This window comes from Planococcus beigongshangi (assembly GCF_016820495.1).
GTDB classification, from domain to species: Bacteria; Bacillota; Bacilli; order Bacillales_A; family Planococcaceae; genus Planococcus; species Planococcus beigongshangi.
The window spans coordinates 840,660-863,506 of sequence record NZ_JADHDU010000001.1 but is presented as its reverse complement, the minus strand read 5'-3'; the positions used below and the strand labels follow the sequence as shown (position 1 = coordinate 863,506).

The 22,847-nt window shown below is 47.1% G+C and carries 24 protein-coding genes; 5 read left to right on the top strand and 19 right to left on the bottom strand.

Annotation, left to right across the window (positions count from 1 at the left end):
* Positions 1-484: 484 nt before the first annotated feature.
* The 5 genes from IQ294_RS04065 to IQ294_RS04045 all read right to left on the bottom strand — a co-directional run bounded on the left by IQ294_RS04065 (position 485) and on the right by IQ294_RS04045 (position 5,594).
* Entirely contained in the window at positions 485-1,789 is a 1,305-nt protein-coding gene (locus IQ294_RS04065; RefSeq protein ID WP_203332714.1) for a pyrimidine-nucleoside phosphorylase, read from the bottom strand.
* 18 nt (positions 1,790-1,807) lie between these two features.
* Complete coding sequence (gene deoB, locus IQ294_RS04060) at positions 1,808-2,992, bottom strand: phosphopentomutase (protein ID WP_203332713.1); 1,185 nt, start codon at positions 2,990-2,992, stop codon at positions 1,808-1,810.
* A 67-nt stretch (positions 2,993-3,059) separates the two neighbouring features.
* A complete protein-coding gene (gene xerD / locus IQ294_RS04055; protein ID WP_203332712.1) occupies positions 3,060-3,962 on the bottom strand; it encodes a site-specific tyrosine recombinase XerD in 903 nt (300 codons plus the stop codon).
* Between the two features lie 512 nt (positions 3,963-4,474).
* Positions 4,475-4,939 carry a ferric iron uptake transcriptional regulator gene (gene fur, locus IQ294_RS04050; protein WP_203332711.1) on the bottom strand — a complete coding sequence of 155 codons (465 nt, stop codon included), beginning with the start codon at positions 4,937-4,939 and terminating at the stop codon, positions 4,475-4,477.
* An 85-nt stretch (positions 4,940-5,024) separates the two neighbouring features.
* A complete protein-coding gene (locus IQ294_RS04045; protein WP_203332710.1) occupies positions 5,025-5,594 on the bottom strand; it encodes an NUDIX domain-containing protein in 570 nt (189 codons plus the stop codon).
* Positions 5,595-5,687: 93 nt separating this feature from the next.
* Here IQ294_RS04045 and IQ294_RS04040 point away from each other — a divergent pair, with 93 nt between their 5' ends.
* Positions 5,688-6,587 (top strand): aldo/keto reductase, encoded by a 900-nt coding sequence (locus IQ294_RS04040; protein ID WP_203332709.1) that lies wholly within the window; start codon positions 5,688-5,690, stop codon positions 6,585-6,587.
* Between the two features lie 214 nt (positions 6,588-6,801).
* Positions 6,802-8,235 (top strand): UDP-N-acetylmuramoyl-L-alanyl-D-glutamate--2,6-diaminopimelate ligase, encoded by a 1,434-nt coding sequence (locus IQ294_RS04035; RefSeq protein ID WP_203332708.1) that lies wholly within the window; start codon positions 6,802-6,804, stop codon positions 8,233-8,235.
* An 83-nt stretch (positions 8,236-8,318) separates the two neighbouring features.
* On the opposite strand, the gene guaC is transcribed toward IQ294_RS04035, so the two are convergent.
* The 3 genes from guaC to IQ294_RS04020 form a co-directional block, all read right to left on the bottom strand.
* Positions 8,319-9,302: a GMP reductase gene (gene guaC / locus IQ294_RS04030; protein ID WP_284699714.1), complete on the bottom strand. Its 984-nt coding sequence runs from the start codon at positions 9,300-9,302 to the stop codon at positions 8,319-8,321.
* A 146-nt stretch (positions 9,303-9,448) separates the two neighbouring features.
* Complete coding sequence (locus IQ294_RS04025) at positions 9,449-9,658, bottom strand: DUF3886 domain-containing protein (RefSeq protein ID WP_203332706.1); 210 nt, start codon at positions 9,656-9,658, stop codon at positions 9,449-9,451.
* Between the two features lie 13 nt (positions 9,659-9,671).
* The gene (locus tag IQ294_RS04020) at positions 9,672-10,856 is read right to left on the bottom strand and encodes an acetyl-CoA C-acetyltransferase (RefSeq protein ID WP_203332705.1); all 1,185 of its coding nucleotides are present in this window, start codon (positions 10,854-10,856) and stop codon (positions 9,672-9,674) included.
* Positions 10,857-10,935: 79 nt separating this feature from the next.
* Between IQ294_RS04020 and IQ294_RS04015 the strand changes: the two genes are divergently transcribed.
* Complete coding sequence (locus IQ294_RS04015) at positions 10,936-11,835, top strand: hydroxymethylglutaryl-CoA lyase (protein WP_203332704.1); 900 nt, start codon at positions 10,936-10,938, stop codon at positions 11,833-11,835.
* A gap of 13 nt (positions 11,836-11,848) precedes the next feature.
* A complete protein-coding gene (locus tag IQ294_RS04010) occupies positions 11,849-12,841 on the top strand; it encodes an alpha/beta hydrolase (RefSeq protein WP_203332703.1) in 993 nt (330 codons plus the stop codon).
* A 93-nt stretch (positions 12,842-12,934) separates the two neighbouring features.
* On the opposite strand, the gene IQ294_RS04005 is transcribed toward IQ294_RS04010, so the two are convergent.
* The 5 genes from IQ294_RS04005 to yneA form a co-directional block, all read right to left on the bottom strand.
* A complete protein-coding gene (locus IQ294_RS04005) occupies positions 12,935-13,192 on the bottom strand; it encodes a YneF family protein (protein ID WP_432419943.1) in 258 nt (85 codons plus the stop codon).
* Positions 13,193-13,335: 143 nt separating this feature from the next.
* Positions 13,336-15,336, bottom strand: a complete 2,001-nt coding sequence (gene tkt, locus IQ294_RS04000) for a transketolase (protein ID WP_203332701.1) — start codon at positions 15,334-15,336, stop codon at positions 13,336-13,338.
* Between the two features lie 86 nt (positions 15,337-15,422).
* Positions 15,423-15,656, bottom strand: a complete 234-nt coding sequence (locus IQ294_RS03995) for a DUF896 domain-containing protein (RefSeq protein WP_203332700.1) — start codon at positions 15,654-15,656, stop codon at positions 15,423-15,425.
* Positions 15,657-15,713: 57 nt separating this feature from the next.
* Complete coding sequence (locus tag IQ294_RS03990) at positions 15,714-16,367, bottom strand: YneB family resolvase-like protein (protein WP_203332699.1); 654 nt, start codon at positions 16,365-16,367, stop codon at positions 15,714-15,716.
* Positions 16,364-16,681 carry a cell division suppressor protein YneA gene (gene yneA / locus IQ294_RS03985; RefSeq protein ID WP_203332698.1) on the bottom strand — a complete coding sequence of 106 codons (318 nt, stop codon included), beginning with the start codon at positions 16,679-16,681 and terminating at the stop codon, positions 16,364-16,366. The genes IQ294_RS03990 and yneA overlap by 4 nt, the downstream gene beginning before the upstream one ends.
* A gap of 163 nt (positions 16,682-16,844) precedes the next feature.
* Between yneA and lexA the strand changes: the two genes are divergently transcribed.
* Positions 16,845-17,465 (top strand): transcriptional repressor LexA, encoded by a 621-nt coding sequence (gene lexA / locus IQ294_RS03980; protein WP_203332697.1) that lies wholly within the window; start codon positions 16,845-16,847, stop codon positions 17,463-17,465.
* A gap of 61 nt (positions 17,466-17,526) precedes the next feature.
* Here lexA and IQ294_RS03975 read toward each other — a convergent pair whose 3' ends face one another.
* From IQ294_RS03975 to IQ294_RS03950, 6 genes are all read right to left on the bottom strand, one after another.
* Positions 17,527-18,261 carry a class I SAM-dependent methyltransferase gene (locus tag IQ294_RS03975; RefSeq protein ID WP_203332696.1) on the bottom strand — a complete coding sequence of 245 codons (735 nt, stop codon included), beginning with the start codon at positions 18,259-18,261 and terminating at the stop codon, positions 17,527-17,529.
* A 658-nt stretch (positions 18,262-18,919) separates the two neighbouring features.
* Positions 18,920-19,114 (bottom strand): hypothetical protein, encoded by a 195-nt coding sequence (locus IQ294_RS03970; protein WP_203332695.1) that lies wholly within the window; start codon positions 19,112-19,114, stop codon positions 18,920-18,922.
* Positions 19,115-19,259: 145 nt separating this feature from the next.
* Positions 19,260-19,469 carry a hypothetical protein gene (locus IQ294_RS03965; protein ID WP_203332694.1) on the bottom strand — a complete coding sequence of 70 codons (210 nt, stop codon included), beginning with the start codon at positions 19,467-19,469 and terminating at the stop codon, positions 19,260-19,262.
* A 204-nt stretch (positions 19,470-19,673) separates the two neighbouring features.
* The gene (gene glnA / locus IQ294_RS03960) at positions 19,674-21,008 is read right to left on the bottom strand and encodes a type I glutamate--ammonia ligase (protein WP_203332693.1); all 1,335 of its coding nucleotides are present in this window, start codon (positions 21,006-21,008) and stop codon (positions 19,674-19,676) included.
* 39 nt (positions 21,009-21,047) lie between these two features.
* Entirely contained in the window at positions 21,048-21,431 is a 384-nt protein-coding gene (locus IQ294_RS03955) for a MerR family transcriptional regulator (RefSeq protein WP_203332692.1), read from the bottom strand.
* Between the two features lie 92 nt (positions 21,432-21,523).
* The gene (locus IQ294_RS03950; protein ID WP_203332691.1) at positions 21,524-22,756 is read right to left on the bottom strand and encodes a methionine gamma-lyase family protein; all 1,233 of its coding nucleotides are present in this window, start codon (positions 22,754-22,756) and stop codon (positions 21,524-21,526) included.
* Positions 22,757-22,847 lie beyond the last annotated feature (91 nt).

Below are 22,847 nucleotides of genomic sequence, written 5' to 3'. Positions count from 1 at the left end.
TATCGTAAACAAAGAGTGGTGTTCCATATTCTTGCGCAAGCTCGACTGAGTCAGCTCCGCCGATTGTCAGATGTCCTTGATCGTTGATGGATTGAGTCCCATATAAATGCATAATCGTCCTCCTGAAGTGGGAATTTGAAAAGAATCCTGCCGGGTAAAACCCGGCAAGATTCTTTTTGCAGACAAGAAAGTATGACTTTTCAAAGTGAAAGCTTGTTAGTGGCCGTTGTCGCTTTTCTTTGTCCAGACTCCGGCGACCCAGACTCTCGAGGTCATAAGCCACTTTGGCTGTGCGGCTGAAAAGACGCCGCTTCGCCAAATCGTCTTATGCTTGTCGAGTCTAAACGGGTGCCGTCGCTTTTCTTTGTCCAGACTCCGGCGACCCAGCTCTTTGGCCATAAGCCAGCCTAACTGCGCGGTCAGGACCGCTCCGTTATTCCGTCTTATGTCTGGCAGAGCTTAGCGGGTGCCGTCGCTTTTCTTTTTAGTCTGTAATCAATTTTGAAATCAGTTGAATCTTTTCAACCGGTTCATCTTTGAATTCTATACTATTATATAACATCTCCGTGCATTTCGCGATATCCTCTGTATTCGAATAGACAGTTGCGATCGCTTCCCCTTCTTTGACGAAATCGCCGACTTTCTTATGGAGAACGATGCCGACGGCCAAATCGATTTCCGATTCTTTCGTCGCTCTGCCCGCTCCAAGAACCATCGCAGCTGTGCCGATCTCATCAGCTTCCATGAAGGAGATATAACCTTCTTTTTGCGAAGGCACTTCTTTTACGAATTTCGCTTGCGGCAGCAGGCTGACATCATCAACCACTGCCGGGTTGCCACCCTGTGCTTCGATAAACTGGCGGAACACTTCCAATGCTTTGCCGTTCCCGATCACTTCTTCAAGCATCGCACGGGCATCATCCAAATTATCCGCGCCACCGCCGACAACCACCATCTGGCTGCCGAGCACCAGGCAAAGTTCCGTCAAATCTTCCGGACCGTTCCCCTGCAAAGTTTCAATCGCCTCTTTTACTTCAAGGGCATTACCGATGGCATAGCCAAGCGGCTGGCTCATATCGGAAATGATGGCCATCGTCTTACGGCCAGTTGAGTTCCCGATACCCACCATCGCATGCGCCAATTCTTCTGCATCTTCAGCCGTCTTCATGAACGCGCCTTCACCTGTTTTCACGTCAAGGACGATGGCATCAGCTCCGGCTGCAATTTTCTTGCTCATGATGGAGCTTGCGATCAGCGGGATGCTGTTGACAGTCGCCGTTACATCACGGAGTGCATAAAGCTTCTTGTCTGCAGGCGTCAAATTGCCGCTCTGGCCAATGACTGCCACTTTAATGTCATTTACTTGTTTGATGAAATCTTCTGTGGATAATTCCACATGGAATCCTTCAATCGCTTCCAGTTTATCGATTGTGCCGCCTGTGTGGCCAAGCCCACGGCCGCTCATTTTCGCTACCGGCACGCCGCAAGCAGCTACCAATGGCCCGAGCACCAATGTCGTCGTATCGCCGACACCGCCGGTTGAATGCTTATCAACTTTGATGCCGTCTATAGCCGACAAGTCGATCTGATCGCCTGAAGCCGCCATCGCCAACGTGAGGTCCGCACGTTCGCGTTCCGTCATGTTCTGGAAATAAGTGGCCATCAGGAATGCGCTCATCTGGTAATCATCAATATCGCCAGCTGTATAGCCTTTTACAATAAATTGGATTTCTTCTGTAGAAAGTTCAAATCCGTCTCGTTTTTTTTCAATCAAATCTACCATTCTCATGCCTGTAAAACCGCCTTTTTATTTTAATTTGGATAGGAAGCTTGTGCCGTATTCAGGCATCGGAACTTCAAAGTTATCGGCAATTGTCGCACCGATATCAGCGAATGTCGACCCTAAGCCCAGTTCTTTCCCTGTTTCAAATCGTGGAGAATACGCCAATAAAGGAACAAATTCACGTGTATGGTCAGTGCCTGGGAATGTCGGGTCGTTACCGTGGTCGGCTGTAATGATCAACAGATCGCTGCTGTCCATCTTTTCCAGGACTTCCGGCAAACGGCGGTCGAATTCCTCAAGCGCTGCCCCGTACCCCTGCGGATCACGGCGGTGGCCATATAGCGCATCAAAATCGACAAGGTTCAAAAAGCTCAAGCCGGTGAAATCCTCTCCCGCTGCCGCAGCCAGCTTATCCATGCCATCCCCGTTATCTTTTGTGCGGACCGCTTTGGTGACACCAGCGCCGTTATAGATATCATCGATTTTGCCGATGGCGATTACATCTTTATCGTTATCTTTCAGTTCATTCATGACCGTACGGCTGAATGGCGTCAATGCATAATCGTGCCGGTTTGATGTTCGTTTGAATGCACCTTTTTCGCCGATGAATGGGCGCGCAATGACACGTCCTACCAGAAACTCGGCTGACAGGGTCAGTTCACGGGCAATTTCACAGATTTTATACAGCTCTTCAAGCGGCACAATCTCCTCGTGCGCAGCAATTTGCAGAACCGGGTCTGCAGATGTGTACACGATGATCGCTCCGGTTTCCATATGCTCAGCACCAAGTTCATCAAGAATTTCAGTGCCGCTGGCCGGTTTATTGCCTATCACTTTGCGGCCTGTACGCTCTTCCAGTGCGGCGATCAGTTCAGCAGGAAAACCATCGGGGTATACTTTAAAAGGCGTATCGATATTCAGGCCCATGATTTCCCAGTGCCCGGTCATCGTATCTTTCCCGACAGACGCCTCCTGCAGTCTGCCGTGATAGGCTGATGGTGAAGATACTGGAGAAATCCCTTGAGCCTGCTTAATATTGCCAAGTCCAAGTTGCTCCATATTCGGCATATTGAGTCCGCCCACCGCCTCGGCGATATGGCCAAGTGTATCCGACCCGATATCCCCGAATGCTTCTGCATCCGGCGCTTCGCCGATGCCCACGGAGTCGAGTACGATTAAATGAATGCGCTTAAATTCTTTATATGTCATTTTATATCCTCCTTATTTACATTTATATTCTAACACATTCTCAAAAAAGTCAGATGTCAGACTTGTGTCAGGCACGCGGATGAAATTGGGTGTAGACGTCCTTCAGCCTGGTTTTGCTGACATGGGTATATATTTGTGTCGTAGATATGTCCGCATGGCCCAGCATTTCCTGTACAGCACGCAGATCCGCCCCATTTTCGATCAAATGGGTGGCAAAGGAATGCCTTAATGTATGCGGTGTCAATTCTTTCTGGATGCCGGCTTTTTGGGCATGCTGCTTCAACAGCTTCCAAAAGCCCTGCCTCGTTAATCTCTTACCCCGCTGGTTGATAAACAAAGCATCAGCTGTGATGCCCGGCTTAGAAAGTTCACTCCTGGCCCTGGATAAATAATCACGGCACGAATCGAGCGCCGATTTCCCAAGCGGAATTATTCGCTCCTTTCCACCTTTTCCGAAACAGCGCACAAAGCCCATCGTTAAATTGACGTCTTCCAAATCCAGATTGATGCATTCACTGACGCGCATACCGCTGGCATACAGCAATTCCAGCATAGCCTGATCTCTGATGCCATTCGCCTTGGACGTATCCGGTGCTTCGATCAATGCTTCGACTTCTTCAATCGACAGCACATTCGGCAATTTCCTGTCCATTTGCGGCATTTCAAGATGAACCGTCGGGTCTTTTTCGACAATCCGTTCCCTGATCAGGAATTGATGGAACGAGCGGATGGATGAAATATGCCGGGCTACCGTCCGCGAAGACATGGTCGTCTCTTTCAGGTGGCTGAGGTGGTTCAATATATGTATCCTTTCAACCCGCCGGAGGGAATCCAATTGCTCCACTTCTTTCAGATATTGAAGGTAACTTTTCAAATCCCGCTCGTAGGACGTCAATGTATTCAATGCCAATCCTCTTTCAACACGCAGAAACTGCAGATAATCGTCCAGTGCGTCTTTAGCGTATTTCATCTTTGATGGCCTCCTTTTTATTAATAAGGCATTAATAAATGTTTTATTATATAAAATGAACTTAGTACTTTACAGAAGTCGATATTCCGCAAAACAGCTGAGCTTTCCAGCGGGCTCCCGCCCAATCCTCCTCGTCCGCTGCGCTCCCTGCGGTGTATCGGTCGTGTCGCTAAGCCGCAGGAGTCTTCGCTGTTTTGCTCCATATCTTAGAAATCCTTCTCGTGCTAAAGTGGTTTCCAAAAACGAACTCGGACCTTCGTCCGAGTGGGTGCCGGGCGCTACGCTGAAACTGTAGGGAGTCTTTAGTGCTTCACTTCAACTCCAGAAGTGGACCTAAGCAAAGGCGCGACCCAGGACCGGCTGGAGCAATAAGTCGAGTGCTCTTCTCGGCTTATTGTGGGAAGCTGGTCCAAAGCGACGAAGCGGCATATAAATGTCGTTTCTTTTATTCAATTTATATAGCTCACTGAAACAAAAAAAACGGCCAAAACTGGCCGTTACTCTCTGTCGCCTCAATTTTCCGATGAATCCTGTGAGCTGCGGTCATGGCAGCGCCAGCAGATGCCATGGAAAGTAAGACGGTGGTCTTTGATTTGAAAATTCCAGCGTTTTTCTACAATACTTTCTACATCTTCCAGCAGATCTTCCTGAATCTCATCTACAGCGCCACATTCCAGGCACACAAGGTGATGGTGGAAATGGGCAGCGCCTTCCTGACGCAGGTCATAGCGTGATACGCCATCACCAAAATTTATTTTATCGACAATTTTTAATTCGGTTAAAAGCTCCAACGTCCGATATACAGTTGCCAGCCCGATTTCCGGTGCAATATCCTTCACTAAAAGATAGACGTCTTCCGCACTAAGATGGTCTTCTTCATGGTCTAGCAATATTCGAACAGTCGCTTCGCGCTGTGGCGTCAATTTATAGCTCGCAGCGTGCAATTGCTTTTTGATCCGATCAATCCTGGTTTCCATGCGACGCCCTCCCTCAAACTGACTTCATTATATCAAAAGTCAGTTCTCAATTACAAGGATACATGCCGCCATTTAACGATAATCATTATAATCTGAGATTACTTCCATTCTCAATGGACAATCGCTGCTTCGCCCATAGCACGGCAAAAGCCGTTTTGGCATCATAGATCCGGTTATCGCCCATCATCTCTTCAGCTTCCTCGATGGTCACTTCCAGCAATTCGACGAATTCATCTTCATCAAGCGCGGCACCCGTCTCCGCTTTCTCGAGCCCTTCTGCAAGATAGAGATGGATCACTTCATCCGCAAATCCAGGCGATGTTGAAAATGACTGGATGAGTTCGAGTGCCGATGCTGTATAGCCGGTCTCTTCTTCCAGCTCGCGCATCGCCGTCACTTCCGGTGCTTCCCCTTTTTCGATCTTGCCTGCAGGCACTTCGATGATGGATCGTTCAAGCGCTTTACGGTACTGCTCCACCATGATGATTTTCCTTTCAGGAGTGATTGCGAGGATCGCCACAGCACCTGGGTGTTCGATCAATTCCCTTTTCGAGGTATTGCCGTTCGGCAGTTTCACTTCATCCACTTTCAGGTTGATGACTTTCCCTTCATAAATGCGTTCGGAGCTGATGGTTTTTTCTTCAAATTTTTTCATAGGGCGCCTCGTTTCATTTGTGGTTTTTCTCCCGCAAAGTATACCATAGTAAGAACAATAGTAAGAACAATAGTCTAAAATGAGGTGATTGTATTGGAGAAGAAACGTTTAGGGAACAGCAGTCTGGAAGTCAGCAGAATTTCACTTGGGTGCATGTCATTGCCGGCAGACCTCACTGAAGCGCAAGCCATTGTCGATGAAGCGCTCGACCACGGCATTAATTATTTCGATACTGCCGATCTGTACGGCAAGGGGCAGAATGAGGAAATGGTAGGGAAAACATTGGGCAGCCGCCGACATGATATCATTCTTGCAACGAAAGTCGGCAATCAATGGGATGCGAATTCAGATGAGGTGACATGGAATCCTTCTAAAGCGTATATCACCGCACAAGTGCATGACAGCCTCCGGAGACTGAATACGGATTGGATCGATCTTTATCAGCTGCACGGCGGCATGATCACAGACTCATCAGATGAAACAATTGAAGCATTCGAAGAATTGAAAAAAGAGGGATTGATCCGGGAGTATGGCATTTCATCGATTCGGCCGAATGTCATCAATCGCTTTCTTGAGGACAGCGCCATCGTTTCCATCATGATGCAGTACAGCCTCCTCGACCGCCGGCCCGAAGAATTGCTGGAAACGATCGGAACCGCCGGAAGGTCTGTCGTAACCCGAGGCACCCTCGCCAAGGGCTTGTTGACTATAGAAGGTTTGGAACGAGCCAAGCAGCATGATGGATACCTTAGCTATGATCGCGATGAACTGAAGAAAGTATTGGAGCAATTAACGGTGGTTGCTGAAAACTTGAATGCCCTCGCACTTCATGCCGTCCTCCAGTCAGAAACGATTGCTTCTGCCGTAACTGGGGCCAGTTCCGCCCGGCAGATCCAAGAGACAGTTGAAGCCCTGGAAACAAAAATCAGCCCGGAACAGATTGAACAGGCTAAGAAAATAACGAAGCAAATGAAATATACAGAGCATCGCTGATCTAACTTGCATCAATTTATATGGAAGTATTATAGAAGGAACCAGTCGAATTAGGTAAAAGTACGAAAGCATCAGTACGAAAGTAACTTGGTTTCAAACCAGGGGCATGTTGTAATATTCATAGAAGTCAACACATCCGGCAGCCCGGGAAATGAAAGTCTGCCCCCCTTTCCGGGCCGTCTGGAAATCACCGCACAGGAAGGTCAGCCCAAAAATGAAATTATCTCACATAACAGCGGGTTTACAACTCCACCACACCATAGACCATAATTTTCATGACCTTGACATAAAAGGAATTGCTGACAGCTCAAAGGCTGTCAAAAAAGATTTCGTGTTCATTGCCATCAGAGGTTATAACGACGATGGCCATAGACATATCGGGCATGCCATAGAAAACGGGGCCACAGCCGTCATAGGCGAACTCCAGATGGATGGCTTGCCCGTGCCTTATCTGCGGACTGAGAATACCAGGAAAGCTCTCGGTATTGCAGCAAAAAATTTTTACGGTGATCCCGCTAGCCGAAAGACCATGATCGGCATCACTGGAACAAACGGCAAAACCACCACCAGCTATCTTATCAGACACCTGCTGGAGAAGAACGGCATTTCCTGTTCAGTGATGGGGACCATCCGGAATATCGTGAACGGCCATTCCATCGAAAGTCCGAATACGACGCCAAGCTCTTTGATCCTTCAGCAATTGCTCGCTTCAAGCGACGATGAGGCAGTCGTCATGGAAGTTTCTTCTCATGGACTCTCACAGCACCGGATTGAAGGGGTTGAATTCGATATTTGCCTCTTTACGAACCTGCAGCATGAACACCTCGATTACCATGGTTCGATGGACAGTTATTTCGATGCCAAGAAAATATTATTCAATCAGCTGAAACCCGGGGGAACGGCAATCATCAATATCGATGATGAATGGGGCGAAAAACTTCCCCTCGAACTTCGTGAAAAAGGCCGGCACATCTGCAGCATCGGACAGCATCCAAGCAGTCACATCCGTATCCGCTCAATGGATAAGGAGAACTCATCCGCAGTACTTGATGATGAAGAAGAAACTATTCTCCAATCCCCGATTGCCGGCACCCACAATATCTATAATTCATTGATGGCATATGCCTCGGCTCTTGGTGCAGGCGTAAAAAAAGAAGGAATGCTTGCTGCCCTGCAGGTTTTCCCCGGTGTCGAAGGCCGTTTCGAACGTTCCGAAATGCCGAATGGGTCTGTAGTCATCGTCGATTACGCACATACCCCCGACGCAATATACCATTGCCTGACAACTGCCAAAGAAGCCGGCGCGAGGCGGGTCACCCATATATACGGATTCCGAGGGGACCGGGACACCAGCAAACGGATGGATATCCTGGATGTCTCTTCCAGGCTCAGCGATCATTACACGCTGACTACAGATGATCTCAATTCATCCTCATCCCAAGAAATGGAATCGATTTACCAGGATTTCAATACCCGTTTTGGCAATGATAAAGGGCAGATTGAAATGGACCGGAGCCAAGAAGGCGACTGGATAATCATCACCGGTAAAGGCCATGAAAAGTACAGCCATCAGTTCTCCCTTCCGACCAGATCGGATAAAGAAACAATCCAATATCTGGCGGATGGCCATTCGTCACATAAAATATGAAATGCCGAAAAAACCAACAGGTGCAGGAAAGCTGAATCAGCTTTCCTGCACCTGTTGGTATTTAGCGTATAAAAGTCCCGGGATCAATAAACTTTATCACCATTGAAAATGGAATTCTTCACGATTACATAATCGACGAGGCGGATAGCCTCCAATTTATCGCCGCCTGCATAGGAAATCGATGATTGAAGGTCCTGTTCCATTTCAGTTAGCGTATCCTGAAGCGGGCCTCTGTATTCCACAAACATCTTCTTGCCTTCCACATTCTTCTTTTCCCCTTTTTGGAATTCGGAAGCGGAACCGAAATATTCTTTATAGAGGACGCCGTCGCGCTCAACCGTCTCACCAGGTGATTCATCATGTCCGGCAAACAGTGATCCGATCATGACCATCGAAGCGCCGAAACGGATTGATTTGGCGATATCGCCATGCGTGCGGATTCCGCCGTCTGCGATGATCGGCTTGCTCGCAGCTTTTGAACAAAGACGCACAGCCGCCAATTGCCAGCCGCCCGTGCCGAAACCGGTCTTGATCTTCGTGATGCAGACTTTACCAGGTCCGATACCGACTTTAGTGGCATCTGCCCCGGCATTCTCGAGCTCTCTTACAGCTTCCGGAGTCCCGACATTGCCTGCGATCAAAAAGCTGTCAGGAACAGTTTTCTTTATATGCTGGATCATTTTGATAACAGATTCTGAATGTCCATGCGCCACATCTATCGTCATATACTCGGGAACCAATCCTTCTTCCGCCAATTGGTTGATGAAGGTGTATTCCTCTTCTTTTACGCCAACACTTATCGAAGCGTAGAGGCCCCGGTTCTGCATATCTTTGATAAAATCAATGCGCTGTTCCGGTTTAAAACGGTGAAGAATATAGAAATAATCGTTTTCTGCTAGGTAAATGGCTGTCTTTTCATCAATAATCGTCTGCATATTCGCGGGCACAACCGGAAGTTTGAATGTACGGCCTCCAAATTGCACAGAAGTATCACATTCTGAGCGGCTGTTTACAATCGCTTTTGCAGGAACCAACTGAATATCTTCGTAATCAAACACATTTTCCATCATTAACACTCCTATATACGAACGTTATATTTAAAATACTTCATTATCGTTCGCCAATAAACAATATAACGTATTTAAAGTCCGAAGTCAAAACCGTTTATAAAAAAATCCCGGACCTGCTTTTGCAGATCCGGGATTCCAATTCCTTAAAACTTGCTGCCTTGCTCACCGTGCTTTTCCAGGAGTTCAGCAAACGACATATTTTTTTCGCGCTGTTTGCGCTCGAAAATGCGTTTTGCCTCTTCTTCCTCGCGCTTTTGCCGCTCTTCAGCCAGCAAAGTATTTTTTGTATCTTTCAGCTTGGCCAGCATCTCTTCATTGAATAAACCATTTGCCTGTTCATCTTTCTTTGCCATTCAAACCAACTCCTTAAGGACGTTTAACAATCGTTGCGACTCCCTGGCCGCCGCCGATGCAAAGTGTTGCCAGCCCTGTTTTAGCATCCCGTTTCTGCATTTCGTGAAGCAAGGTGACAAAGATGCGTGTGCCGCTTGCGCCGATCGGATGTCCGATGGCAATTGCACCACCGTTCACGTTCAGGATATCATGATTGAATTTGAGCTCCCGGTCTACCGCGATCGACTGTGCCGCAAATGCTTCGTTCGCTTCGATCAGCTCGATGTCCCCGAGATCCATATCCGCTTTTGCCAATGCATTTTTCACAGCCTGAACGGGACCGATACCCATGATCGAAGGGTCTACCCCTGCATGGCCGTTGGCAACAATCGTCGCAAGCGGCATCAGGCCAAGTTCATCAGCCTTCGCTTTGGACATGACGACAACTGCCGCCGCTCCGTCGTTGATGCCTGATGCGTTCCCGGCTGTGACACTGCCGTCTTTTTTGAAGGCAGGACGCAATTTGCCCAATTTTTCTTCATTGGAAGAAGCTTTGATATACTCGTCGGCCGTAAATATGACCGGATCACCCTTGCGCTGTGGAATTTCAACCGGCACGATTTCAGCATCGAAACGGCCACTTTCCACTGCAGCCGCCGCTCTTGCCTGTGAACGTGCCGCAAATTTATCCTGTTCTTCACGTGTGATATTATACATATCGCAAAGATTTTCAGCAGTTGTGCCCATATGGTAGTTATTGAAGGCATCAGTCAAACCATCGGCCACCATGCTGTCGATGACTTTCTGGTCGCCCATACGGAATCCGCCGCGCGCATTTTCAAGCAGATATGGAGCCCGGCTCATGTTTTCCATTCCTCCTGCAACGACGATTTCAGCGTCTCCTGCGAAAATCGCCTGATAAGCGAGATGAATCGACTTGAGGCCGGAGCCGCAAACTTTATTGATCGTCATCGACGGTACAGACTGAGGCAAACCAGCATGGATCGCTGCCTGGCGAGCAGGATTTTGGCCAAGGCCCGCCTGCAAAACGTTCCCCATGATCACTTCAGAAACCTGCTCCGGCTTAATGCCGGCACGGTTAACGGCTTCCTTTATGACAATTGCACCAAGCTCGGTTGCCGGTACATCTTTTAAACTCCCCTGAAACGCTCCCACTGCCGTACGGACAGCGCTTACAATTACGATTTCCTGTGACATTTTCTTTTCCCCCTTGTTTGATGAAAACTGGTTGCTCTTTTATCCCCCGCATCGCTACAATGGACTCAGGGGGGATACTATGTACAGTTTACCAAAAAATATTACGATAATCGAGGTTGGACCGCGGGACGGCCTGCAAAATGAAAAACAGCTGGTTTCGACCGATGCTAAATTGCATTTTATCGAAGGGCTGCAGCAGGCTGGCATCATTGAAATGGAACTGACTTCATTCGTGTCGCCGAAATGGGTGCCACAAATGGCAGATTCAAAAGAAATCGTTGCCGGCGCCAAAAAAACCGGCCGCCAGTTTGTGCTGACGCCTAACGAGCGGGGCATCACTGCTGCTCTCGAAGCCGGCGCTTATGCGCTCGCTGTATTCGTCGGAGTCTCAGAATCATTCAATAAAAAGAATATCAATAAATCCACTGCGGAAAGCATGGCAGCCTTAAAACCGTTGATCCTCGATCTGAAAGACCGGGGTGTTTTTGTGCGCGCCTGCATTTCAACCGCTTTTTACTGCCCGTTTGAAGGTGCGATAAAACCCGAAGACACCATCCGGCTGTGCCAGGAATTCGTCGAGTGGGGTGTTGATGAGCTCAGCGTTGCCGATACGATCGGTATGGCGAATCCGGCCGAGAGCCATTACCTGTTCAAGCAATTGAAAGAACAATTTCCGGATACGCTGATCACAGCGCATTTCCACGATACACGAAAAATGGCCTTGGCCAACATCTACGCAGCCCTTCAGGCCGGTGTAGACCGATTTGACGCTTCTGCAGGAGGCCTTGGCGGCTGTCCATTCGCACCAGGGGCAACCGGCAATGTCGCAACCGAAGATGTCGTTAATATGATGCACCGGATGGAGATCGAAACAGGCATCGATTTGGAACGTCTTTATGAAGCAATCAAAAAAATCGAAACCCATGTGTCAAATCCGATAAATACGGGAATGTATACACTATATAAAAACCGTTCATAAAGGAGCAATGGCCATGAGAAAACGCGTATTCCAAATTTCAGCTGCAATTTCAAGCACATTCACACTAGCGGCTACCGCCGCAGGAATCCTTGCCAGCAATCGTCTGATGTATGTGAAGAAAAAGGACGAGGAGTTGATCTTGGAGCGCGAAACCTCTGCCAAACGCTACGATGAAGCCTGGTATGCCAATGTTAAAAAAGAAGAACGCTGGATCGAGTCGGAGAATGGCTATCATGTACACGCTATTTTCCTGGAACCGCATAACACGTACCATTACGCCATCATCTGCCACGGCGTCACCGAAACGAAAGTCAATTCATTCAAGTATGCACGGATGTTCGAAAAACTGGGCTTCAACTCAGTCGTTTATGACCATCGCCGGCACGGCGGCACAGGCGGCAAAACGACAAGTTTCGGCCATTATGAAAAATTCGACTTAAAAGCGGTGGTCGATATGCTGAGAGCCCATGTCGGACCCGATCTCGTGTTCGGCATTCACGGTGAATCGATGGGTGCCGCCACTACCCTGCTTTACGCCGGGCTGCGAGATGATGCGGCCTTCTATATTTCGGATTGCGGTTATTCCGACATTTCGGAACAGATTCTGCATGTCATGCAGACCACGACTCCCCTGAAGACACCGCTTGCTTTAAAACTGGCTGGATTTTTCATGAAATTACGGGATGGTTACCATATCAGCACTGTGGCACCGCGGGAAGCCGTCAAAACCATTGAAAAACCGGTACTCTTCATCCACAGCCTGCCCGATGATTTCGTCGTGCCGGAAATGACTATGGAAATGCATGAAATAAAACCCGAACCGAAAGCATTGAAGCTTTTCGAAAAAGGGGCCCATGCCCAGTCGTTCAATGAAAATACCGAAGAATACACCAAAACGGTCAGAGATTTTCTTGAACAATACGGTCTGCTTCCTGAAAATGCATCAAGTGATGAACCGAAAACGTTTGAACTTATCAGCGAAATGCCCAAAGAACCGATTGCCTAAAATGGCAGTCGTTTTTTTCTGAGTCACTTAGTTAACATAATATAAATATACGTCGATTATATCAAAAATAAAAAGCACTCAAATGAGCGCTTTTTATTTTTTAGCTGCTTTTACTTTTTTCTCGGGCTTGGTAGATGCTTTATTCATTTGAGTCATCATTTGATTTATTTTCTTTTGTGAAGGTTTTTGGCCCATTTGCATCATCATGATGCGGAGCATTTCTTCATTGATTGGCGGATTGTCCTGCAAATACTTCATCATGTAACGGCGTGCGATGAAGAATCCAAGAGCAACACCTGCGAGCAAAGCGAAAATCACGATTACGATCCAGATCCATGTATCCAAATTCATTACCTCCCTTGTGTTGCATAAATAAAATAGTACACCCAAAAAATTATACTATAAAACCAGCTGACTGACTATATCCCTGCAAAAAAGAAAAAAGCAGTTCATATCCATATAAAAACGGGAGCAAAATCGCTCCCGTCCAATTATTATTCGTTGATCAAGTTTTTAACTTTTGCCACTACGTTTTCAGGCGTAAATCCGAACTCCTGCATAATGCGTTCACCCGGTGCACTTGCTCCGAAACGGTCGATGGCAAGGATTTCCCCTTCATCCCCTGTGTAGCGGTCCCAGCCAAATGATGCGCCCATTTCAATGGCAAGGCGTTTTTTCACAGTCGGCGGGATTACAGACTGCTTGTATGCTTTATCCTGTTTCTCAAAGCGGTCCCATGATGGCATGGAAACAACGGATACAGAAATACCTTCTGCCGCCAATTGTTTTTGCGCTTCAACAGCCAGGCTGACTTCAGAACCGGTCGCAAGCAATAGGGCCTGCGGGTTTTCAGTGCCTGAAATTACATAAGCACCTTTTTCCACGCCTGCTGCTGCAAGTTCCCCGGTCCCTTCCAGAACCGGCAGATCCTGGCGGGACAGTACAAGCAATGTCGGCTGAGATTCAGCTGTAAGCGCCAGTTTCCACGCCTGCTTCGTCTCATTCGCATCTGCCGGACGGATAACGTTCAGGTTCGGCATAGCACGAAGAGATGCCAAATGTTCAACCGGCTCATGCGTAGGGCCATCTTCTCCTACAGCGACGCTGTCATGAGTGAAGACGAAAGTGACAGGCAAGCCCATCAAAGCCGACAAACGGATTGCCGGACGCACATAATCGCTGAACACGAAGAATGTTCCGCCGAAAACGTGAAGGCCGCCGTGCAGCGCCATACCATTCAAAGCCGCACCCATTGCGAATTCACGGACACCAAACCAAATATTGCGGCCTGCCGGATTTTCTGCATCGAAATCTCCGCCGCCTTTGATATTCGTTTTGTTCGATCCAGCCAAGTCGGCGCTTCCTCCGAAGAATGAAGGTACCGTCTTCGCTATCGCATTGACCATATCACCAGAAGATGAACGTGTCGCCTGTTTTTTGCCGACTTCGTATTCCGGGAATTCCGCTTCGAAGTTTTCAGGAAGATCACCACGAATAGCAGCTTTCAATTGTTCTGCCAGTTCCGGATGTTCCTTTTCGTATTTCTCGAAAAGTTCATTCCATGCAGCTTCAGCTTTTCCGCCAAGTTCATCAGTGGCTTGTTTGAATGTATCATAAACCTCATCCGGTACATGGAAGTCCTGATCGAAGGTCCATTTATAATATTCTTTCACCAGTTTCATTTCATCTTCACCAAGCGGTGCACCATGCGCATCCGCTTTACCGGATTTGTTTGGAGCTCCGTAGCCGATGACCGTCTTCACTTCGATAAGGGTCGGTTTATCTGCAGATTCTTTTGCCTGTGCAATTTTCTCAGACAAATCATCCAATTCGTTGCCGTCTTCGACGCGCAGATAGTTCCATCCGTATGACTCGAAACGTTTGCGGATATCTTCAGAGAAACTCATGCTGAGATCCCCGTCAAGTGAAATATCGTTGCTGTCATAAAGAACGACAAGTTTGTTCAATTTCAAGTGCCCGGCAAGCGAAATCGCTTCCCCTGCAACACCTTCCATCAAGTCACCATCTCCACATAATGCATATGTGTAATGGTCGACGACATCCAGGTTCTCTTTATTGTAAGTTGCAGCCAGATGCTTTTCAGCCATGGCCATACCGACTGCCATACCGATCCCCTGCCCAAGCGGTCCAGTTGTCGCTTCGACTCCGACAGTGTGATGATACTCAGGGTGTCCTGGAGTTTTCGAATCCCATTGACGGAAATTCTTGATCTCATCCATTTCCAGCCCATATCCACTTAAATGAAGCAAGCTGTATAAAAGCATGGAGCCGTGTCCTGCTGATAATACAAAACGGTCACGGTTGAACCATTCCGGATTTTCCGGGTTGTGGTTCATGTGTTTCGTCCACAATGTATATGCCATTGGAGCGGCCCCCATCGGCAAACCAGGATGGCCGGAATTCGCTTTTTCAATCGCATCGATGGATAATGTGCGAATCGTAGTTACTGCAAGTTGATCTGTATGGTTAGACATCGTAACACCCTTTCTGATACAAAAATTCATTCCTTATATAGTTTAGTAAAGTCCTGAAAAGAATACAACGAAAAAGAGAATAAGTATTAATTCAAATACTTATTCTCCCGGCTATTTTTGACCTTTTCCGGAGTTACATCGTCTCCATTGGGATCAATAATTGTAACATTTTCAATTGTGCCGCGCATCGTTTTGCGGAACGTCGACAGATATTCCTGCCTTAATGCACTTTGTTCTTTAGCTTCTTCAATAGACAACCCGTCTTTTTTAGACTTTTTCGCCAATTCATTTATCCGTTTCATTTTATCTGGTACTAACATATGCATCCACCCTTCTCTCTTCATATGGTATAAAAAGCGAAGGGCAAGTGCAAGAAATTAGTTCTGCGACAATTTTTGGAACTCCTTGTATCGGCGGTGTACAGTCGCTTTGCTCGCCTTATAGCCGAAACCTTCCAAAGTGGCCGCAATTTCATGAAAGGTAAGTCCGCTGTTCTTCAGGCTGACAATCTGGTCCAGGGGGAGGTCCAGCCGTTCCCGGCCCTGCGGATTCCCTTTCCCTTTCAGATTCCTTTCGGGTTTATAGCCGTTTTCAACAGCCCGCCTCATTCCCCGCTTGATCTTAGCATTATGTATTTTCCGCTGGTATTCTTCGACGATGGCCAGGATTTCAAGGACCATATCATCCATATCATTCAAGGAAATCTGTCCGCCATCCGATAACGTATAGACATCGACGCCGTATTTTTTCATGACATGAAGCAAGGCGATTCGTGCATGTCCTCTGCCAAGACGTGTTTCATCCTGCACAAATACAGCATCCAACTTTTCAGTTTTGATGCTGTTGAGCATTTCCAATAGACCGTCCCTGTCCATTTCGTAACCGCTGTGCTGATCCCGGAATACCTGTTCAACCAGGTATCCCTGCTGGAATGCGAACTTCATCAATTCTTCCTCCTGGCGTTCCAGGGAAGTCTCCTGAGTCTGTTTTTCCGTGCTTACACGGCAATAGATGTATGCTTTTTTCTTCATTCTGAATCACTCGCTAATTTGATATTTTGATCCGGCACAAATTTTAAGTGCTCTTCAGGGATCTTCAGGGTTTGTCCCGCAGTGATCACCGGTGCCTCCAGGCCGTTCTCTCTCATAATCTGGTCGATCCATTCATGATGAGGGACGTTGCCGCTGAATTCCTCAGCCAATTGCCACAAAGAATCACCCTGTTCGATTTTAATCTGCACCATTTGAGCCTGTTCATTATTATGGGATATGACAGTGAAAAGTGAAAGAAGAAGTATCAGTGCAAAAAATAAAACCACAAAAGAGTTTTTTTGAATGTAAGCCATAAAAAATCGCCTCCTGGAATGTAGGTTCGGAATGTATGTTCTTATAATAATGCGAACAGGTGTTTTTGTCAAGCCGAAATTCGAACCTATGTTTGCATTTCAATGCCCAAGTTGCTATAATAAAATTAGAAAACAAGTAGATTAATCAAAAGAGGTGAAACTGTTGAAAAAAGTATCGAAGCGACAGGAAGATATACTGACTTTCATAAAAGATGAAGTACAAAAAAAGGGCTATCCACCATCCGTCCGTGAAATAGGGGAAGCAGTTGGACTTGCTTCCAGTTCTACGGTCCATGGCCATCTTGCGCGGCTGGAGAGCAAAGGCCTGATCCGCCGTGACCCGACTAAACCGAGAGCCATCGAAGTTATTTCCACTGAAGAAGCCCTAGTCGATAAAAGCCCGGTGCTGCATGTTCCCCTCATCGGTAAAGTTACTGCCGGCCAACCGATCACGGCAATTGAAAATGTTGAGGAGTATTTCCCGCTGCCGCAATCTTACGGCACAGAAGACGATCACATCTTCATGCTTGAAATCATGGGTGAAAGTATGATCGAGGCTGGCATCCTGAACGGTGATTACGTCATCGTCAAACAGCAGCAGACAGCCAATAACGGTGATATCGTTGTAGCTATGACCGAAGAAGATGAAGCGACTGTCAAACGTTTCTTCCGTGAAGACAATTACTTCCGCCTTCAACCAGAAAACTCATCAATGGATCCCATCATCGTCGAAAAAGTTTCCATCCTCGGCAAAGTGGTCGGAGTTTACCGCCAGATCCATTAACGAAAAAAAGCCAATGGGCATGCCCCATTGGCTTTTTACTATTCACATACCATTTGCCTGGCTATTCTTTCCTGCATGAAAAAACGAGGACGACCGGTATTCTCTTTCGCCGCTCATATTCTTCGGATGAGGTAAAATTCTCCTCTACAGGTTCACCTTCCTGCAGTGCTTCTACCAAAAAGCCGGCTTTCGACAATAAAGTGAAATAAGTTTCAATCGTCCGGTGATATTTGATGATGGTCTTCCCCATGCAGGGCTCATCCCGCCTGCCCTGCTGAAAATAATCATCCACAATCCAGTCGCCTTTCCGTTCACCGGCACTCTTGCTTTTAAAAGATGAAGTCGTCAGGGGATGCTGGACACTGAAGATGAATTTACCGTCTTTTTTTAAGGCCGACTTGATTGAAGAGAGCAGTTTATCAAGATTTTCAATATAGTGCATGGCCATTCTGGAAATGACAATATCGCTGCTGTTCTCGGCAAAGCGGAAATTTTCCATTGCAGTAAGATGCAGTTCAGCATTGAGACCTGCGAGATTCTCACTTGCCAGTGCCATCATTGCGGGAGACCCTTCTACAGCCGTATATTTCTGAGCCCCGTTCAGCAACAGCTCCTTGCCGTATCCACCGTCCCCAGATCCTAGGTCCAGTATTGCCATCCCTTTAATATCCCCCAGCAGCGCAGTCAGGATCGGCCCCTCGATGGCATTATTCGGGCTGTCGGGACGCGACCGCCTCTTCAGATACGTTTCCAGAAAATCTTTTTCATCATATGCCAGTGGTCCTCTATATTCCATCGTCATCCCTCTTTCACGAAATTTCGATTTTGAGCTATATAAGTTAAACTAAATACTCTACAGAAACCGATATTCCACAAAACAGCTTCGCTTTCCAGCGTGCTCCCGCCCAATCCTCCTCGTACGCTTCGCTTCCTGCGGTGTATCGGTCGTGTCGCTAAGCCGCAGGAAGAGTTCGACCGAATCACATTCGGTCGAACTTTTGCGACGAAGCGCAAAGCGCTGGTGGAGCAGTACGGTTTTCTGCGCTGTTTTGCTCCATATCTTAGAAACCCTTCTCATGCTGAAGTGGTTTCTAGAAACAAACTCGGACCTTCGTCCGAGTGGATGCTTAACGCTGTGCTGAAACTATAGGAAGTCTTTACTGATTCACTTCAAATCTGGAAGTCGACCTCAGCAAAGGCGCGACTCAAGAGCAGGCCAAGGCCGAGTGGTGCAGAAGACGAGTGCTCTTCTCGGCTTATTGCGGGAGCCAAGGTACTCCAAATGCAGGTGGCGTAGCCTTTGCGACGAGCGCAGCGGTGGAGCACAATCTTTGCACTGTTCATAGCGCCTAAGCGGTATATAAATATTATTTCTTTAGTTCAACGTATATAGGGGGTTTTATTTGATGCCATAAAAAAACGCCGCAACCAGCAGCGTTATCCACCTTCAGAAACTAGACCTCTGAAACGATAATATATTTTACTAGATTGATGGTGATCCGATAGGCTTTCTTATCCTGTTCATCCTGGAATTCATAGGTGCCGTTTGTAGGGATGCTGCTTAACGCAGACTCTTTGCTGGTCGCTTTCACCTGGTGTGTCAGTGTATTCCCCTGGTCAAAAAAGAATTCAAGCTTAAAACTTTTCATCGAACTTCCTCCCATCTGCAGTTTCCTTCATCATATCCAGTTTAACATACCAATCCATCAGAACTTCACCCATTTTAAATAAAATGGCGCCGATATAAAAACTCCGGAGCTGCCCTGTATTTCAGGCAGACCCGGAGTTTTCCGTTCACTTTATTTTCGGTTTGAATTCGTGCTTGCGGCGCAAGTCCATCCACCATTCGATGTGATTGCTGTCAAAGACAATGATTCCACCATACGGTTTGCTGTGCGGAATTGTTCTTGCCCGCAGGAATTCGTCGATCTGCTGTTCGGTCAGCGGGTATCCCACAGACTCCAAATAAACAAGCAGGTTTTCAACGCCCTGAATCTTGCCCATTTAATCACCTCCCACAAAATCCTCCTTGCGAGCAAAGAAAATTCAGTACGAGTTATTAAATGGTCAGGATATTACATTATACCCAGTTCAATGAAGTTTATAACTTATTTGAACCCGTTCTCCATTTTTTAATTGAAAATGGTCAAATTGAAACTACAACTTTTCCAGAAAAAAAGTTGGAGCACTTAAGCTCCAACCTGATTTTTAGTACATTTTCAGATACTGCTCGCGCTCCCACGGGTGTACGGTTGTACGGAACATATCCCACTCGATCTCTTTCGCTTCGACGAAATTGTTCAGGATGTGGCTTCCAAGAGATTTAGTCATCACTTCATCCGCCTGCAACTCTTGTAAAGCTGCATACAAAGTGCTCGGCAGGTCTTCGATGCCTACTGCCTGACGCTCTTTTTTGTTCATCGCATAGATGTTGCGGTCAACCGGTTTTGGCGGAGTCAATTTACGTTTGATGCCGTCAAGTCCTGCACCAAGCAAAACAGCCATTGCCAGGTATGGGTTTGCTGCCGGATCGACTGATCTGACTTCAACACGTGTCGACAAGCCGCGAGATGCCGGGATGCGGATCAGCGGGCTGCGGTTCTGACCAGACCAAGCTACGTAGCATGGCGCTTCATAACCCGGTACAAGACGCTTGTAAGAGTTTACTGTCGGGTTCGTGACAGCTGTAAACCCTTGTGCATGTTCCAGGATACCAGCCATGAACTGATAAGCTGTCTCACTTAACTTCATTTCGCCATCTTCATCAAGGAAAGCATTTTCATTGCCATTGAAGAGGGATACGTTCATGTGCATTCCGGATCCATTGACACCGAACAGCGGTTTCGGCATGAATGTCGCATGAAGTCCGTGTTTTCTAGCGATAGTTTTTACAACCAATTTAAATGTCTGGATGTCATCACACGCTTTGATGGCATCTGCATATTTAAAGTCGATTTCGTGCTGTCCTGGAGCTACTTCGTGATGGGAAGCTTCAATTTCAAAGCCCATTTCTTCCAGTTCCAAAACGATATCGCGACGGCAATTTTCCCCAAGGTCCATCGGTGCAAGGTCAAAATAACCGCCGTGGTCATTCAACTCCAGAGACGGTTCGCCTCTTTCGTCCAATTTGAACAGGAAGAATTCCGGTTCAGGCCCAAGATTGAAATGAGTGAATCCTAGTTCTTCCATTTCTTTCAAGACACGTTTCAAGTTATTGCGGGGATCGCCGGCAAATGGAGTGCCATCCGCATTATAGATATCACAGATCAGGCGGGCAACTTTCCCCTTGCCTGTAATCCATGGGAATACGACCCATGTATCAAGATCAGGAAACAGATACATGTCAGATTCTTCGATTCTGACAAATCCGTCGATTGATGAACCATCAAACATCATTTTATTGTCCAGCGCTTTTTCAAGCTGGGATGTCGGAATTTCAACATTTTTGATAACTCCCAGTATGTCTGTGAATTGCAGGCGGATGAAGTTAACATCCTCCTCTTTAACTAATCTTTGAATGTCTTCTTTCGAATACTTGCCCATGCTCTTTTCACTCTCCTATAAATTTTATGTAACCCGGTGCTATTGATAGAACCGGGATAAATCACCTTGTCTGAAATTCTTGCCGGTGAAGGATTTTCCTGGGATCATTTCTTCCCGGAAAATTCTCCTTACATCCTCATCACTGAGGTTTTTCGGTTCTGACATGACATTCTGCGGACGGCTGGCCATTTCGAACATTTTTTTGATGCCCGCCATGTTCAGGCCCTGATCCAGGTAATCTTTGATCTCAAGCAGTTTGTCGACATCATAAAGCGAAAACATGCGCTTGTTCCCATCCGTCCGGGCTGGACTGATTAATCCGTGCTCTTCGTAATAACGAATTTGACGTGCAGTCAACTCTGTCAGCTGCATCACGATGCTGATCGGCAAGATCGGCATCGAACGTCGGACACGATTTGCCATATTGTTCACCCTTTATCTTGTACTTCATTTATAACTTTACATCATGTCAGATTTCCTGTCAACTGCATGTAAGGTAATATGACATACGAATTTTACAATAATTTATTCTTTTTCAAATAGTGTACGGCATTCATAACGGCGATTTTGACATGCTCGTAAGTTAATCCACCTTGGATAAAGGCTGTATACGGGGGACGGATCGGGCCGTCTGCCGTCAATTCGATGCTTGAACCCTGCACAAAAGTACCGGCTGCCATGATGACATCGTCTGCATATCCCGGCATATAGGCCGCTTCCGGCAGGAACTGGGCATTGACCGGGGAATTTGCCTGGATGGTCCGGCAGAATGCGATCATTTGCTCAGCGGAAGCAAATGATACCGACTGGATCAAATCCGTACGCTTATCTGCAAAATGCGGCGTTGTGACCATGCCTTCCGTTTCCAGTAAAGCAGCAGTAAAAATAGCGCCTTTCAGCGCTTGGGCCACAATATGGGGAGCCATGAAAAATCCCTGATACATATCAGGCAATGTACTCAACGAAGCACCCGCCTCTCCCCCTATACCCGGAGAAGTCATGCGATAACCGCATTTTTCCACTAAATCCTGACGACCGGCAATATAGCCCCCTATTTTCGCCAGTCCGCCACCAGGATTTTTTATCAGGGATCCCGCAATGAGATCTGCTCCCGCTTCAACCGGTTCCCGCTCCTCCACAAATTCCCCGTAGCAATTGTCCACAAAAATGATGGCGTCCTCTTTGATCTTTCGGATCTTCTGCACCATATCTTCAATTTCATCCACTGTGAATGATGGCCGTGTATCATAGCCTCTGGAGCGCTGAATGGCTACAACCTTGGTTTTATCAGTGATGGCATCGCCTATTGCATCCCAATCCGGTTTATTGTCCGCCCCTAGGTCGATATGGCGGTAGCCGATTCCAAAATCACGCAACGAACCCGTGTCCTGTTCTCCGCCGCTGACGATTGAAGCCAATGTATCGTAAGGCTTGCCTGTTATATAGATCAGTTCATCCCCTGGTCTCAGGACACCGAACAATGCGATGGTTATGGCGTGGGTCCCTGAAATGATCTGGGAACGGACAAGTGCCGCTTCAGCCTTGAAGACATCAGCATACACTTTCTCCAGTGTATCCCGCCCTTCATCGTCATAGCCATATCCTGTCGATGGATTGAAGTGATGGTCACTCACTTTTTGGTTATGGAAAGCCGTAAGCACTTTCTGCTGGTTGAGGAGTGCGATGTCATCCGCCTGTGATAATTGGGTCCATATTTTTTTCTCTGTTACTCTGATTGAATTCAGCATAATAATCTCCGTTCTGTTTTTATTCTCTCTATTATGGCCATTAGCTTGAAATTGCGTCAAATTCTGATACAATTCATACAGTTGAAGAATC